Raw genomic sequence first — 15,376 nt, forward strand, 5'->3', positions numbered from 1 at the left:
AGGCTTAACCATACAACACCTAAGCGGTGTTGAAGCCAAAGAATTACGAAGTGCTTGTGAACGAGAAGTTTGAGAACTGATAGCGGCTTTCCGAATTAAAGTTTATGCTTGGCGGCCATAGCGCTGTGGCCCCACCTGATCCCATGCCGAACTCAGAAGTGAAACGCAGTAGCGCCGATGGTAGTGTGGGGTTTCCCCATGTGAGAGTAGGTCACCGCCAAGCTTTGAATTAGAGAAAAGGCCATCCTAACGGATGGCCTTTTTTTATGCCTAAAATATATTGCAAAATTATCATTCCACATCATTTTATTTTAATTAAAAGCTGATCTTGCTCACTTTCTGCTATTTCCTAATTTTCTTTTGATAATATCCGTCATAAATATTCGATAAAGTATGCTTTACTGGATGTAATAAAAATGAAAGGGATAGCTATGAATTTCCGAGTGAAAAATGGTTGGTCTGAAAAGCTGGGGGTGACTCTGACTCGCTCTGGCGCCAACTTTTGTATTTATACCCGTCTGGCCGAAGACGTTGAGCTGTTATTTTTTGATGATGAGAATGACACCGAAGCTTCCCATATCTTTCGCTTGTCTGAAACAGAAAACCGTACCGCATATTATTGGCATATCTTTATTGAAGGAGTGAAACCCGGACAACTATACGGTTTTCGTGTCAATGGGCCATATCGACCGAGTGAAGGCACCGCATTTGATAAAGAAAAGGTGCTACTAGATCCTTATGGGGTGTTGGTTTCCAAAGGCGATAATTATGATCGCCATCTCGCGGCGAAACCTGGCTGTAATGAAGCGGCTTGTTTGAAAAGCATTGTTGCGGATGTGGATGATTATGACTGGGAAGATGATGAGCATCCTCGTCATTCTTTCAAAAAAACAGTAATTTATGAAATGCACGTGGGGGGCTTTACTCGTCATTCAAGCTCACAAGTGGCAGATGATAAAAAAGGCACTTACGCAGGCTTAATCGAAAAGATCCCATATTTAAAAGAGCTCGGTGTTACCGCGGTAGAGTTGCTCCCCGTGTATCAATTTGATGAAGATGAGCATCATGCCGGATTGTGTAATTATTGGGGTTATAGCCCAATTTCGTTTTTTGCGCCGCATCGAGGTTACAGCTCAGATAAATCGCTACTTGGGCCGCTTAACGAATTCAGGGACATGGTTAAAGCCCTGCATAAGGCTGATATCGAAGTTATTCTAGATGTGGTTTATAACCACACTGCCGAAGGGGGCGATGGGGGACCGACGCTTTCGTTTAGAGGCTTCGATAATGGTTCATATTATATTTTGTCTGAAGACCGCAGCGAGTATAAGAACTACAGCGGCTGTGGCAATACTTTTAATGGTACCCATTCTGTCTGTCGCCGGTTAATCACTGATAGCTTGCACTTTTGGGTTGAAAAGATGCATGTTGATGGTTTTCGCTTTGATCTTGCCTCTATTTTATCCCGTGATGAAAGTGGCATGCCGATGGCGAACCCTCCTACGCTATGGAGCATAGACACAGATCCGGTTTTATCGTCGACTAAGTTGATAGCAGAAGCTTGGGATGCTGGCGGTCTATATCAAGTAGGTAACTTAGCAGGTCAACGTTGGCGTGAATGGAACGGACAGTTCAGAGATGATGTTAGGCGTTTTGTTCGCGGTGATGAAGACATGTTAAGTAAATTGGCTAATAGGTTGATTGGCAGCCCAGATATCTATGGTCATCATCAAGTAGAGCCGGATAAGACGATCAACTTTATTACCTGTCACGATGGTTTTACGCTTTATGACTTAGTTGCATATAACGAAAAGCATAACCAAGCCAACGGTGAAGAAAACCGCGACGGTACAAACGAAAACTATAGCTGGAACCATGGTGTTGAGGGACCCAGCGAAGACCCCGTGATTGAGTCTTTACGACTTCAGCAAATGAAGAATTTGCTGACCATTACGTTATTATCGTTAGGCACGCCAATGATCCAAATGGGTGATGAAATGGCGCGTACTCAACATGGAAACAACAACGGTTATTGTCAAAATAGTGAGGACTTTTGGTTAGACTGGAGCCTTATCGAAAAAAATGCTGACATGTTTGAATTTACCAAAACCCTTATCCATCTAAAAGTGGCTCAGGGCGAACAGGTATTTCGGGCCACTAAGCGTACGCCGCTAGACCAAGTATTAAAAGAGTCCAACATAAAATGGCATGGAGTGGAAGTTGGCAAGCCTGATTGGAGCGAGCATTCTCGTGCTCTCGCTATAGAGACATCCCCTTACGGCCGCACTTATGGCATGTACTGTATTTTGAACGCTTACTGGGAGCCGTTAGAGTTTCAGCTACCTGCTGCGCCCTCCGGCGTGTGGCGTGTCGCTATTGATACCGGTCAGCCATCGCCTAACGATATTGTGAGGGGATTACCTGATACAATTGTAAAAGGAAAAAAATATACCGTTAAACCACGCAGTATTGTCGTGCTGGTCAGTTAGTCCAATTTTCATTTCTTTTGGTATTAATGCAGACAAGATTTTGGTTCTGCATTAATACCGGTTAAACTAGCTGTCACGATAAAGCCGTTTTAGGTCTATTGCCGCAAAGGAGTCGTCAGCGTTGGCCCAAGATACAGATGTCATAGTAAGCAGTTTTAGGCATTCCGCCCCTTACATTAATGCCCACCGAAATAAAACCTTTGTATTAATGCTTGGCGGTGAAGCCCTTGATCATGAAAACTTCCAAGATATTGTCAGTGATATTGCTTTGCTTAACAGCTTAGGCGTGAAGCTGGTTTTGGTGTTTGGTTTTCGACCGCAAATTGATGCGGCATTATTAGCCCGTGATTTACCTAGCCGCTTCGCAGATAACCTGCGCATTACGGATGACCAAGGATTAGATGTTGTAAAGCAAGTTGTGGGTAAACTGCTGATCGATATCCAGGCCACTTTTTCTATGGGTGTGGTCAACTCACCGATGCAAGGCTCTCGTATTAACGTCATGTCGGGTAACTTTATGGTCGCCCAACCTATTGGCGTGCGCGATGGCATCGACTTTTGTCACACGGGTAAAATTCGTCGTGTGGATACTGACAGCATTCGCTGGCAATTAAATCAAGGGGCTATTGTGGTCGTGCCACCAATTGGTTATTCGATCACGGGTGAAGCATTTAATTTGTCTGCAGAAGAAGTGGCGACTCAAGTTGCGATAGGGTTAAAAGCCGATAAGATCATTGGTTTTTGTTCGAATCAAGGCGTATTGGATGATAAAGACCGTGTTATCAATGAGATGTTACCTTCCGAAGCAGAAACTCGCTTAACCGAGTTAACGGACTCTGATTCGGGTACTGTGCGTTATTTAAGAGCTGCTATTGCCTCTTGCTATGCCGGGGTCAAACGCAGTCATTTGGTGAGCTACCAAGAAAGTGGCGCACTTTTAAAAGAGTTATTTACTCGCGACGGTGTTGGTACACAAATTGTCACTGAAAGTTACGAAAAAGTCCGCGATGCTAATATTGAAGACATAGGCGGTATCTTAGAGTTGATCCAACCTTTAGAAGAAAAAGGCATCTTGGTTAAACGCTCTCGTGAACTGCTTGAATCTGAAATTGAACGCTTCACCGTAGTAGAGCGAGACGGCATGATTATTGGTTGCGCAGCGCTCTATTGTTTCCCTGAGAATAAAATGGGGGAGTTGGCTTGTGTGGTCAGTCACCCTAAATATCGAAGAGGTAGCCGAGGAGACAGCTTAGTTAGGCATATTGAAGCTCAGGCCATTAAAATGGGTTTAGAGAAAATTTATGTGCTAACGACGCAGAGTATTCATTGGTTTCGTGAGCGTGGTTTTGAGCCGGCAGATATTCAGGATTTACCGGATAAAAAGCAGCAAATGTATAACTTTCAACGTAACTCAAAAATACTCATTAAGTCTTTAACCCACTAAATCAAGAGTGCTTCTACGTTTACTACGCACCAATCTGCTGTTTGTTGCAGCTGCTGATTAATCATCAGTTGCAACATATCGTCACTGCCTAAATACGCTTTTTCATCATAAATACACAATTCAGTATCGTGGTTTCGGCAAATATAGTAAGGGGTTTCTAAGGTCATTTGTCCTTTACAGCCGTCTTCGCTAAAGTAGGTAACTCGATACAATTTATTGCTCATGTAGCCCTCAATGCGTTGCAGTGTTTTAATTCGGTTTTTGAGTATAGACAAAGAATGTGAATATTATGTTAAAAAAAAGACCTGGTCTGGCAACTTATATTTTTGGCATTTTCTTGCTTGCTGGGATTGGTTGTTTAAGTCTATACAAACTGGCCGACATAACGATATTCCCTGAAACGACTGCATTCTACTCTGGTAAAGGCACCGCGATAGAGCTGGCCACCTGTCCAGCCTTTACCGAATTTTCACATCCCAAACCTTTGCTTGACGTGTTTACATTACTCAGTTGGAACGTTTATAAGTTTCAGTCTCAGGGCTGGGCTCAGGAAATTCAACACGCTGCACAGCAAAATCAGCTGATTCTATTACAAGAAGCCGTCATTAAACCGTCGACTCGAGCCATGTGGAAAGATTATCAATATGGTTGGCTGATAGCGGCTGCATTTTCGGATAAAGAAGCGGTGATGGGAGCACAGCTGCTTTACCAAGGGGCGCCTTTAAAAGCCTGTGTGACCAAATACCAAGAGCCTTGGATTGTATTTCCAAAGACGGCCTTAGCGGCAGTTTTTCCTATCGCAGATAAAGCGCTACTTGTGGTGAATATTCACGGCGTAAATTTCACCTATGATGATGAAGACTTACAGCGGCAACTCGACCCTCTACTTTTGATGGTACAACAGCATCAAGGGCCAGTTATTTTTGCTGGCGACATGAATACTTGGAGTCAAAGCCGCAGCGAGTTACTCGATAAAGGGCTGAGTCAACTTGGATTAAAGACGGTGTCGCTGGCAGATGATCAGCGTAGTCAGTTTTGGGGCTATCCACTTGATCATGTGTACTACCGTGGTTTAAAGCTTGAGCAGGCCACTGTGAAACCTACTCAAGCATCTGATCACCACCCGATACAGGCGAGGTTTAAATTGCTTGATTAAGCGCTTTGGTCCGTCACATCAACAAATAACTTTAATTTCTGACCTGGCTGCAAGTATTGATTACTGTTTAGCTTATTCCACTCGATGACATCGGCAACACGCAACTTAAACTTGGCGGCAATCGTGCTCAGTGAGTCGCCATTTCTCACCGTGTAGGTAATGCGTTTTTGCGTGAGCGGGTTTACTTGTTTGGATGTTGAAGTGTTTGCTGCGGTCGCTTTAGGCTGCCAAATGATTAACTCTTGCCCGAGCTTCAAGGTGGTTTTTGTGCTGATGCCATTCCAGCGCGCTAAGTCTTTATAATTTACCTTATACTGGCGCGCTATCTGCCATAATGTATCGCCTGACTTGACCTTGTATTTGTGCTTTACTTTGCCCTTCACCTGCTGTTTTTTGGCGAGCTTCGGCTGCGCGCTTATTTGATACGATGATTGTGACGGGTTTGCAGAAGGGATTAATAGGTATTTACCGGCACGAATATTATTGCTAGAAAGGTTGTTAGCACTTTTCAATACTTTTACTTGGGTATCAAACTTTTGCGCAATGCCGCCTAATGAATCACCGGGTTGGATCTTGTATCTTTGCCACTGAACTCTTTTGGCATATGGTATTTTTGCCAATGCAAGGGCGAAGTTCTCAGCTTTTTCAACTGGCACTAGCAATTCATGGGGGCCATTAGGTGAGGTGGCCCAACGATTAAATGCCGGGTTAATTAGGTGCAGCGCTTGTAAGTCCATTTCAGCAAGCTCTGCGGCATAGGCTAAATCGATTTGAGCGCCGGTTTCGACTTTTGCCAGTACGGGGGTGTTGGCTATTGGCGGAACATTGATGTTGTACTCTTCACTGCGACTGAGAAGGTCGGTGAGTGCCAGTAATTTGGGTACATATGCTTTAGTTTCTTTGGGGAGTTCAAGGTTCCAAAAGTCCGCAGGTTTACCTGCTATGCGATTCTTTTTAATAGCGCGAAGCACACGGCCCTCACCGGAATTATACGCTGCAATGGCGTGTAACCAGTCTCCATCCATCATCTTATGTAAGTATTCTAAGTAATCTAATGCGGCGTTTGTGGAGCGAATAACGTCACGTCGGCCGTCATACCACCAATCTTGCTCAAGGCCAAAACGTTTACCCGTTGATGAAATAATTTGCCACATGCCAGCTGCGCCACCATGGGAATATGCAAATGGATCAAAGGCGCTTTCAACAACAGGTAGCAACGCCAACTCCAGCGGCATATCGCGTTTTTTGATTTCCTGAACAACTAAGTACATAAATGGCTCTGCGCGAGCAGCAACACGGCGCATGTGTTCTGGGTGTTTTAAGTACCAGTTTCTGTGTTTGGTGATACGGTCATTGTCGGGCACTGGAATATGGAAACCTGCTTCGATTTCATCCCATAAATCAAGGTGTGCTTTGGGGGCTAACTTCACGATGGGCTTGACTGTTTCAGGCACCATCCCAGCAGAGTTATCATGACTGCTAACAGTATTCACTGCCTCTTCTTGTTCAACCGAAGTGTGAGTGGTTTGACATCCTGTTAGCACCACCGCAAGGGGCAATAAATATTTTAACTTCATGGTATACCAGCTTCCTAAAAATCAGCAGGTATGTTAGAGGTTGCTTATCCATGGTGCAAGGGACTAACTCTCATCTTTCCATTTTCGCAGTAAGCTAAATACTTCTAAGTTATCTTGTGTGGGCAAGGCAAAGTGCAGCTGGACAGCATGTTGAACGCTGGCATGTTGAACGCGAAGAAACGGATTATACGTGATCTCTTGAGCTAAGGTGACAGGAACAGAAGGCACGCCTTGTTGCTGGCATTTAGCCACTTGCTTTAATCTGCGTAGTAAATCTTGGTTGTCTGGTTCGACTTTGAGTGCAAAACTCAAATTGTTAAGAGTGTATTCATGGGCTGGATAGATGACGGTGTCTTGAGGCAGCGCCGCAATGCGGGCTAAGCTCTGTTGCATCTGTGCCATTGAGCCTTCAAAGACCCGGCCGCAGCCGGCTGAAAACAGACTATCGCCGGAGAAAAGATGGTCTTGGTGTAAATACCCCACGTGCTCCAATGTGTGACCGCTTAAGTCCATAACGGTAAAACTCAGCCCCTTGATATCAATCGTGTCGCCGGGTGAGACCTTGGTAGCATGTTGGCTGATGTTATACTTGGTAGGAACTTTTAAGCCCGCAGGGGTGTCCTGCCAATGGGGGGCGTAAATTGTTACGTCAGCGTCTTGTTGGTGACAGATTTCAAGCACCGCACCCATGTGGTCGCCGTGATAATGCGTCAATAAGATAGCGTCTAAACTTATGTTATGCTTTGATAAGTAATCACAAGCTGCATTTGCATCGCCAGGATCAACTAAAATGCTAACGGCTGGTTCAGTACTTTGAATTAGCCAAATGTAATTATCTTGGAATGCAGGAATTGTGATAATTTTAAGCATGGTATTCCCATTAGTTAAACAACTCAGTGCCATCATAAAGCAAACCACGAGTATATTTGAGGTTTTTTAATGCGCCCAGCAAAAACGCAACGCCAATTTGAACGGCCAATAAAATGGCAAGACATTGCGTCTGGGCTATGGATTGCAGAGCAATTGCAAAATCGGCTAGACACTTGGTGTCCTCAGTTGTTTGGTTATCATTTGATAAAGCTTGGCTCGCTTAGCAATGAGTTAGATACTCACAGCAGCACCATTCGTCATCAGGTTTCTATTGCTAAAGGCGGCAACAAAATAGGCTTGTTTGCCAGTAGCCAAGCCTTGCCGATTCAGGCCTCGACCATAGATGCATGCATTCTGACTCATGGCCTAGATTTTAGCTCTGATCCGCATCAGGTTTTGCGGGAGATTGAACGAGTGCTGACGGCGGATGGTTGCTTAATCTTATCCGGTTTTAACCCGTTTAGTTGGGTTGGCCTTGGTCGATTATTGCCGATTGTCAGGCATAAGTCGCCCTGGAATGGCCGCATGTTTACTCCGGCTCGCGTACGAGATTGGCTGCATTTATTGGGGTTTGAAATTTTAGCGGATGAAGCTTTTGGCTTTGGCTTCAATTCTGGCCGTTATCGTACTTTACAGTGCATAGAACATATGGCGCAGCGCTATATGCCAGTAATGTGCGATAACTATTTCATTGTTGCTAAAAAGCGCACACATCCACTCACACCAATAAAAGAAAAGTGGCGCTTAAAGCCACGCTTAATTAGCGTGCCGATGGCGAATTGTCGCTCAAGTAACCGTCGTCAGGGATAAGTTCATGTGATTCTGCAGCGGTGCGCGCTAAGTCGTCGCAGCGCTCATTATCAGGGTGGCCAGAGTGGCCTTTTACCCAGCGCCAATCTATCTTATGAAGCTGATTCGCAGCGTCGAGTTGTTGCCATAAATCGACGTTTTTAACCGCCTGTTTATTGGCTGTCACCCAACCTTTACGTTTCCAACCGTGGATCCACTGAGTGATGCCTTGGCGCACGTATTGGCTATCTGTGGTTAATATTACTTCACAAGGGCGAGTGAGTGCGTTCAAGCCGACAATACAGGCGAGTAACTCCATTCGGTTATTTGTCGTTAGGCGATAACCTTGCGATAGTTCTTTTTGATGGCCTCGGTATTTGAGTACCACGCCATAACCCCCAGGCCCTGGGTTTCCTAAGCAAGAACCGTCAGTATAAACTTCAACCTGTTTACTCATATTTGGTAGACTAAGCATAATCATTAAAATCTTGAGTGGCATATGAACACAGAGCAGGCAGTCAGACAAGTGGTTCTTGATACTGAAACCACGGGTATGAACCAAGAGGGTGGACCTCCACATCTTAATCACAACATTATTGAGATAGGTTGCGTAGAAGTCATAAATCGCAAACTCACGGGTCGCCATTACCACGTTTATGTTAAGCCTGATCGAAAAATTGATCCTGAAGCTATTGCCGTACATGGTATCACCGACGCTTTTTTGCATGATAAACCGGTATTTTCCGACATTGTCGATGAGTTTCTTGCATTTATCGATGGGGCTGAGGTCATTGCTCACAACGCATCGTTTGACGTGGGCTTTATGGACTATGAGTTTGCCAAGCTCAAGCGGGGCCTGCCAAAGACGGCCGATATTTGCAAAATTACCGACAGTTTACAGCTGGCTAAAGAACGTTTTCCCGGTAAGCGGAACAACCTAGATGTATTATGTGACCGCTATGGCATAGATAACTCTCACCGTACTTTGCACGGCGCATTGTTAGACGCCGAAATCCTTGCTGACGTATTTTTACTGATGACCGGCGGGCAAACCGCGCTAAACCTGTCACAAGGTGATGACTCTGGCGGTGGCTCTGATGTCGGCATTCGAAGGTTATCAGCTGAGCGGCCAGCACTAAAAGTCATTAATGTGACAGAGCAAGAACAGCAAGCCCATGAATCAAGGTTAGACTTAGTAGCAAAAGGGGGTCAGTGCTTATGGCGAGAAATTCCTTAATCCATTGCTGTTTACTGCTGTTTACTGTTGCGTGGCCGAGCGCGTCTTGGGCCGATATAAAATTTTACGAGCGAAATGATATTCGCTTGCTTGATAATCGCTTTCGTATCGACGGCGCAATAGAAGAAGTCACTTTTGTGATTAAAAGACTGCCTCGTTCACCTGCTGTGGTATTGGTGAGGCCGGATGGCAGTAAGCTATACGTTAATCGACATGATGACAGTGTACAGTGGCTTGAGGGGGATACATTTGACATCATCACGATGAAGAACCCTATGCCTGGGCCTTGGCAAGCTGTAGGGAGAATTGACCCTGAAAATGCTATTCGTGTCGTGAGTCCGTTGCAGTTAGAAATGCGTGCGTTTCCATTGCGATTATACAGCCGTGAAAAAATCAAAATGGTAACGGCCCTAATTAATAGAGAAGGAAAGGCGATTAATGATGATTATTTCGAAGACCTCTCTATTACCCTCACACTGTCAACACTCAATCGAAAAGAAGACGATAACTTTGCTTACAACGAAACGTTTACTCAAGTTTTTAAAGATGACGGTAAAGGGCATGATGAGCATAAAGCTGATGGTTTATTAACGGCGTACCCGCATATTGATGTGCCGGCTGGCAAGTACCGTGTTGAAGTGACCACTAAGAACGAGGTGTTTGCTCGTGCGTTTAGGCAAGAGATACTGGTTTATCCCAACCCTGTTAAGTTAACCATTTTGGATGAAAACCAAGACGAAGGCGTGGTCTTCCAATTCAACATTGACAGCGAAGAGGTTATTCCTGAGTCGGTGATTGTTGACGGTTTATACGAAGGCGTATTAGAAGATTCGATCCAGTATTCAGGACAAGGCCAAGCAGGGCAAAACAAGTTTGACATTGTTATTCCTCAACCTTCCTCCGCAGGTAAATACAGTGTGGAAGGGCAAATATTTGCTACCACAATCAATGGCAGAGAAATAGTGCTTGAACTCGAGGAGCAGAGCTTTCGCGTTGTGCCTCCCGAGCCGAGTATGGCACCAACACCGGATTCCCAGCCTGAGCTTGAACCGGAAGAGCCTGAAAGTAATTTAGCTCTTTACCTTGGGATAGCAGGTGGCTTGTTTATTCTCATCGCAGTGGTGCTTGGCGGGTTGATTTGGTGGAAAAAACGCAGCGTTCAACGTGTATTACAGCAACAAGAGGTTGAAGGCGAGGCAACAGAAGTGTCGACACCTGAAGAAGAGCTTAAAATAGACTAAATAAACGCCACTAAAGTGACCTGCGTTCAATAAATCAACAGATATTGGTCGATATGAAATCAAAGTGTCACTTTTGCGTTTTTTTTCGCATTTCTTTGTTGACTCGTATTAGGCATATACGTATTATCTGCGCCGCACACAACAGAGCGGTAACGCAAAGTTGAAACGCGGAGTGGTAGTTCAGTTGGTTAGAATACCGGCCTGTCACGCCGGGGGTCGCGGGTTCGAGTCCCGTCCACTCCGCCAACTTTTGTGTGCTGAGGTTAATTCTCATTAAACAATTAATATGCAATTTTGCGGAGTGGTAGTTCAGTTGGTTAGAATACCGGCCTGTCACGCCGGGGGTCGCGGGTTCGAGTCCCGTCCACTCCGCCAATATTTCTGATTATGCTTTGATTGTGGAGCGGTAGTTCAGTTGGTTAGAATACCGGCCTGTCACGCCGGGGGTCGCGGGTTCGAGTCCCGTCCGCTCCGCCAATTAAGCATGACAATTTTCTAGTTATAGATACGCTGGAGCGGTAGTTCAGTTGGTTAGAATACCGGCCTGTCACGCCGGGGGTCGCGGGTTCGAGTCCCGTCCGCTCCGCCAATTAAGCATGACAATTTTCTAGTTATAGATACGCTGGAGCGGTAGTTCAGTTGGTTAGAATACCGGCCTGTCACGCCGGGGGTCGCGGGTTCGAGTCCCGTCCGCTCCGCCAATTAAGCATGACAATTTTCTAGTTATAGATACGCTGGAGCGGTAGTTCAGTTGGTTAGAATACCGGCCTGTCACGCCGGGGGTCGCGGGTTCGAGTCCCGTCCGCTCCGCCAATTAAGCATGACAATTTTCTAGTTATAGATACGCTGGAGCGGTAGTTCAGTTGGTTAGAATACCGGCCTGTCACGCCGGGGGTCGCGGGTTCGAGTCCCGTCCGCTCCGCCACTATCTAATAATTAGACCCCATACTGCGGAGTGGTAGTTCAGTTGGTTAGAATACCGGCCTGTCACGCCGGGGGTCGCGGGTTCGAGTCCCGTCCACTCCGCCAGTTCTTAGTTTTACTTTAGCACTCCCGTAACAGTCCCTAGACCTACTCACTGATACACCCCAAGACATCGATTTGCTTGTGTCATCTCTTATTTGTACTTTTCTCTGATGAGTAGAAAGTCGGTTAAGTTTTGTTTCAACAATTCTACTAGACTGGGATCAAAATGGCGTCCAGATTCTTGCTCTATTAACTCCATGACCTGCTCAATCTTCCACGCTTCTTTGTAGCAGCGCTTGGTACTGAGAGCATCAAACACATCTGCTAACGCTGTAATGCGCCCAGCTAAAGGAATCGTTTCACCCGCTAGGCCATCAGGGTAGCCCGTACCATCCCACTTTTCATGGTGGTACTTAGAAATAAGAGCGCCTACTTGCAACAAGGGAATATCAGAGTCTACGAGCATATCGTGGCCAACTTGGGCGTGTTGCTGCATGGTTCGCCATTCCCCTTGGTCGAGTTTACCCGGCTTGTTTAAAATCGCATCCGGTATGGCAACCTTACCTATGTCGTGCAAAGCCGACGCTTGTTTCAGGTTTTCGATACTCTCAAGATCTAACCCCGACAGCCTTGCTAACAGCGCCGTATAATGTGCCACGCGTTTGACATGGGAGCCGGACTCTTTTGAGCGAGTTTCGACCACTTCCCCGAGTCGATACATAATTTCTCTATGATTATCGGCAATGACTTCATTTAAACGAATGTTTTCTAACGCTACGTTGATATTTTCAGTAAACAAATTGAGTAAGTGGATATCAATATCCGATAGCACTTGGGTGCCTTTGACATGGAACAAAACATTGTGACGGCTGTTTTTTGCAAAAATGACAACTTCACCGTCAAGGTATTGGTTTGACTGAGCAGTAATCGCTTGGTTAAGGGCCAATTGGGACTGCGCTGTTAATTCCGAGATCGCTAGGGTTTTAGATTTATGGCGGGCTTTGGCAAAAGTGGTAAGCAAGGGAGTCGGATCATCTGCTAAATAATTTAACTGGTAAATAGCGATATCACCCAGCTCTAAGATAGCTGCTAACTGCTCAGAGGTTCCTTCAATGAAGCTGTCTAACGCACCTTGCTCAAATATGCCTTTGGACGCCTGAATAACTTTTTCTAGTCCTAATTTATTGCGCTCTAAGTTACAAATATCGCGGTACGATCGCAGGCTAGAGCGAAGCAGGGTGCGTAATTTCTGAGACGTTAACTCGGTTTTAGATTTGTAATCATTAATGTCGTACTGCTCAACTACGTCATCTTCAGGGGCATGACCGGGCTGACCTGTGCGTAGCACGATACGAATGCACTTGTTGTTGAGCTGCTGGCGAATATACTTCACCATAGCCAAGCCGGCATCATCGGTTTCCATCACCACGTCTAACAAAACCAGCGCAATATTAGGCTCTTTTAGCAACATTTCCCTTGCTTGCTCGCCGGAGTAAGCATGCAAAAACTCTAAAGATTTGTTATCAAACTGAAACTGCTTCAAGGTGAGCTCGGTGATACGATGCACTTCTTCTTCATCATCAACTATCATGATGCGCCAGCCGGGCAGTTGTTCAACGAGCTGAAGAACATCGTCATTAATGATCAAAATATCATCGTCCATAATGCTCACTCCAATTAGCACATTACTTAATGATTAGTCGGTTTTAGCCGCTTTTCAACTTACATTGTCCGCAGGCTTAATGAAATGACTGTAATTGATTAAAATTTGCGCTTTATTGAGTTGGCTTACTATTGAAATAATAAAAGCCATATTTAAACAAGAAAATGTCATGTTAACGGGGTAAGATAGCCGGCGAAGCTTGATAGGTAATATGCCTTTTGTATAACGTGTTGATTTCAATGGTTGTATATCACTGCCATTGCGATTTTTTAATTAGGATGATTTTACATGGTTGTAGAAAGAACTTTTTCCATCGTTAAACCGGATGCCGTGCGTCGTGATCTGATCGGCACCATTTATCAACGTTTTGAAGCGGCCGGTTTAAAAGTCGTTGCGGCTAAGATGCTGCATTTAGACCAAGCAAAAGCAGAAGGCTTTTACGCTGAGCATGAAGGCCGCGAGTTTTATGAACCGCTAGTGAAGTTTATGACTTCTGGCCCTATCATGGTGCAAGTCCTTGAAGGTGAAAACGCCATTGCGAAAAACCGTGAAATCATGGGTAAAACCAATTTTGAAGAAGCCGCGCCTGGCACTATTCGTGCGGATTTCGCTTCTTCAGTGCGTGAAAACTGCGTTCATGGTTCAGACAGCCCTGAGTCAGCGAGTCGTGAAATCAATTATTTCTTCACTCCTGACGAAGTGTGTGCACGATAATCCCTTTAAAGCGCTAGCAATAGCGCTTTTCCTCTCTGGCTAATCCCCGCTAAACTTTGTATAATTCGCCACCGTTTTTTTGCTGTTTACCAAGCGAGCTGTTATGAGTGATCAAAAAACCAATTTACTTGATTTAAACCGTGAAGGGTTACGTCAATTTTTTGCCGATATCGGTGAAAAGCCATTTCGCGCTGATCAAGTGATGAAGTGGATTTATCACTATTGTTGTGATGACTTTGATGAGATGACCAATCTCAATAAAAAAATGCGCGAAAAATTAAAGCAAATTGCTGAAATTAAAGCGCCTGAAGTATCCGTTGAGCAACGCAGTAATGACGGCACGATTAAATGGGCGATGCGTGTGGGTAACCAAGACGTGGAAACTGTTTACATACCAGACGGTGATCGTGCCACTTTATGCGTTTCTTCTCAAGTAGGGTGCGCGTTAGAGTGTAAGTTTTGTTCAACGGCACAACAAGGCTTTAACCGTAATTTGACGGTTTCTGAGATTATTGGTCAAGTATGGCGTGCGGCGCAGATTATTGGTCCCGTCAAAGATAATGGCGTGCGTCCGATTACCAATGTGGTAATGATGGGCATGGGTGAACCGTTATTGAACATGAAAAACTTAGTGCCTGCATTAGAGCTAATGCTCGATGATTTAGGTTTTGCGCTTTCTAAACGCCGGGTCACCGTTTCGACTTCTGGCGTGGTGCCTGCGTTAGACGTGTTAGGCGATAAAGTGGATGTGGCGCTGGCTATTTCACTTCATGCACCCAATGATCAACTGCGTTCGGAAATGATGCCAATCAATGATAAATACGATATCCATGATTTTCTACAAGGGGTAAAGCGTTATATCGCTAAGTCAAAAGCGAATCGCGGAAAAGTAACAGTAGAGTATGTGTTGCTTGACCATTATAACGACAGCATGGAACAAGCCCATGAGTTGGCCCACTTATTAAAAGATACGCCGAGTAAAATAAACTTGATCCCGTTTAACCCTTTTCCTAATTCAGACTACGCGAAACCAAGTAATAGCCGGGTAGATCGTTTTAATAAGGTGTTACAAGAATACGGTTACACGGTGACGGTGAGGAAAACTCGCGGTGATGACATCGATGCTGCATGTGGTCAATTAGTCGGTGATGTTATTGACCGAACAAAAAGAACCGCTAAAAAACGGATGCAAGGCGAAGCAATTTCGGTCACAATGACTAAATAACCTAA

Annotated in this window: 13 protein-coding genes, 8 tRNA genes and 1 rRNA gene; 17 read left to right on the plus strand and 5 right to left on the minus strand. The window is 45.1% G+C overall.

The annotated features are described in order from the left end of the window. Positions 1-107 precede the first annotated feature (107 nt). The 3 genes from rrf to argA all read left to right on the plus strand — a co-directional run bounded on the left by rrf (position 108) and on the right by argA (position 3,933). Positions 108-223, plus strand: a 5S ribosomal RNA gene (gene rrf, locus D1Z90_RS16375). Positions 224-416: 193 nt separating this feature from the next. Continuing rightward, positions 417-2,489: a glycogen debranching protein GlgX gene (gene glgX / locus D1Z90_RS16380; RefSeq protein WP_232525279.1), complete on the plus strand. Its 2,073-nt coding sequence runs from the start codon at positions 417-419 to the stop codon at positions 2,487-2,489. Between the two features lie 121 nt (positions 2,490-2,610). Then, complete coding sequence (gene argA / locus D1Z90_RS16385; RefSeq protein ID WP_119911883.1) at positions 2,611-3,933, plus strand: amino-acid N-acetyltransferase; 1,323 nt, start codon at positions 2,611-2,613, stop codon at positions 3,931-3,933. Here the strand turns inward: argA and D1Z90_RS16390 are convergent. Continuing rightward, the gene (locus tag D1Z90_RS16390; protein ID WP_119911884.1) at positions 3,930-4,157 is read right to left on the minus strand and encodes a hypothetical protein; all 228 of its coding nucleotides are present in this window, start codon (positions 4,155-4,157) and stop codon (positions 3,930-3,932) included. The two genes, argA and D1Z90_RS16390, sit on opposite strands and share 4 nt — an antisense overlap. A gap of 65 nt (positions 4,158-4,222) precedes the next feature. Between D1Z90_RS16390 and D1Z90_RS16395 the strand changes: the two genes are divergently transcribed. Beyond that, positions 4,223-5,089 carry an endonuclease/exonuclease/phosphatase family protein gene (locus tag D1Z90_RS16395; RefSeq protein WP_119911885.1) on the plus strand — a complete coding sequence of 289 codons (867 nt, stop codon included), beginning with the start codon at positions 4,223-4,225 and terminating at the stop codon, positions 5,087-5,089. Here D1Z90_RS16395 and D1Z90_RS16400 read toward each other — a convergent pair. Together D1Z90_RS16400 and gloB are read right to left on the minus strand one after the other, a co-directional pair. Continuing rightward, positions 5,086-6,666 (minus strand): LysM peptidoglycan-binding domain-containing protein, encoded by a 1,581-nt coding sequence (locus tag D1Z90_RS16400; RefSeq protein WP_119911886.1) that lies wholly within the window; start codon positions 6,664-6,666, stop codon positions 5,086-5,088. The genes D1Z90_RS16395 and D1Z90_RS16400 overlap by 4 nt on opposite strands. 63 nt (positions 6,667-6,729) lie before the next feature. After that, positions 6,730-7,536, minus strand: coding sequence for a hydroxyacylglutathione hydrolase (gene gloB / locus D1Z90_RS16405; RefSeq protein ID WP_119911887.1), 807 nt, complete (start codon positions 7,534-7,536; stop codon positions 6,730-6,732). Positions 7,537-7,605: 69 nt separating this feature from the next. On the opposite strand from gloB, the gene D1Z90_RS16410 reads away from it, so the two are divergent. Continuing rightward, positions 7,606-8,346, plus strand: coding sequence for a class I SAM-dependent methyltransferase (locus D1Z90_RS16410; RefSeq protein WP_119911888.1), 741 nt, complete (start codon positions 7,606-7,608; stop codon positions 8,344-8,346). Here the strand turns inward: D1Z90_RS16410 and rnhA are convergent. Further along, on the minus strand, positions 8,297-8,782 hold the full coding sequence (gene rnhA, locus D1Z90_RS16415) for a ribonuclease HI (RefSeq protein WP_119911927.1): 486 nt from the start codon (positions 8,780-8,782) through the stop codon (positions 8,297-8,299). The two genes, D1Z90_RS16410 and rnhA, sit on opposite strands and share 50 nt — an antisense overlap. A 42-nt stretch (positions 8,783-8,824) precedes the next feature. On the opposite strand from rnhA, the gene dnaQ reads away from it, so the two are divergent. The 10 genes from dnaQ (at position 8,825) to D1Z90_RS16465 (ending at position 11,832) form a co-directional block, all read left to right on the plus strand. Next, complete coding sequence (gene dnaQ, locus D1Z90_RS16420; protein WP_119911889.1) at positions 8,825-9,562, plus strand: DNA polymerase III subunit epsilon; 738 nt, start codon at positions 8,825-8,827, stop codon at positions 9,560-9,562. Beyond that, positions 9,544-10,803 carry a TIGR03503 family protein gene (locus D1Z90_RS16425; protein ID WP_119911890.1) on the plus strand — a complete coding sequence of 420 codons (1,260 nt, stop codon included), beginning with the start codon at positions 9,544-9,546 and terminating at the stop codon, positions 10,801-10,803. The genes dnaQ and D1Z90_RS16425 overlap by 19 nt, the downstream gene beginning before the upstream one ends. 169 nt (positions 10,804-10,972) lie before the next feature. After that, positions 10,973-11,049, plus strand: a tRNA-Asp gene (locus tag D1Z90_RS16430). Between the two features lie 52 nt (positions 11,050-11,101). Then, positions 11,102-11,178, plus strand: a tRNA-Asp gene (locus D1Z90_RS16435). 25 nt (positions 11,179-11,203) lie between these two features. After that, positions 11,204-11,280 (plus strand) — tRNA-Asp (locus tag D1Z90_RS16440). 35 nt (positions 11,281-11,315) lie between these two features. Next, positions 11,316-11,392 (plus strand) — tRNA-Asp (locus tag D1Z90_RS16445). A 35-nt stretch (positions 11,393-11,427) separates the two neighbouring features. Continuing rightward, positions 11,428-11,504 (plus strand) — tRNA-Asp (locus tag D1Z90_RS16450). A 35-nt stretch (positions 11,505-11,539) separates the two neighbouring features. Then, positions 11,540-11,616, plus strand: a tRNA-Asp gene (locus D1Z90_RS16455). Positions 11,617-11,651: 35 nt separating this feature from the next. Beyond that, positions 11,652-11,728, plus strand: a tRNA-Asp gene (locus D1Z90_RS16460). A gap of 27 nt (positions 11,729-11,755) precedes the next feature. Further along, a tRNA-Asp gene (locus tag D1Z90_RS16465) sits at positions 11,756-11,832 on the plus strand. 88 nt (positions 11,833-11,920) lie between these two features. Here D1Z90_RS16465 and D1Z90_RS16470 read toward each other — a convergent pair. Further along, the gene (locus tag D1Z90_RS16470) at positions 11,921-13,432 is read right to left on the minus strand and encodes an HD domain-containing phosphohydrolase (protein ID WP_119911891.1); all 1,512 of its coding nucleotides are present in this window, start codon (positions 13,430-13,432) and stop codon (positions 11,921-11,923) included. A 288-nt stretch (positions 13,433-13,720) separates the two neighbouring features. On the opposite strand from D1Z90_RS16470, the gene ndk reads away from it, so the two are divergent. After that, complete coding sequence (gene ndk, locus D1Z90_RS16475) at positions 13,721-14,146, plus strand: nucleoside-diphosphate kinase (protein ID WP_119911892.1); 426 nt, start codon at positions 13,721-13,723, stop codon at positions 14,144-14,146. Between the two features lie 103 nt (positions 14,147-14,249). Then, positions 14,250-15,371 (plus strand): dual-specificity RNA methyltransferase RlmN, encoded by a 1,122-nt coding sequence (gene rlmN, locus D1Z90_RS16480; protein WP_119911893.1) that lies wholly within the window; start codon positions 14,250-14,252, stop codon positions 15,369-15,371. Positions 15,372-15,376 lie beyond the last annotated feature (5 nt).

It is taken from the genome of Motilimonas pumila (assembly GCF_003596335.1).
Classification (GTDB): Bacteria; Pseudomonadota; Gammaproteobacteria; order Enterobacterales; family CBDFNC01; genus Motilimonas; species Motilimonas pumila.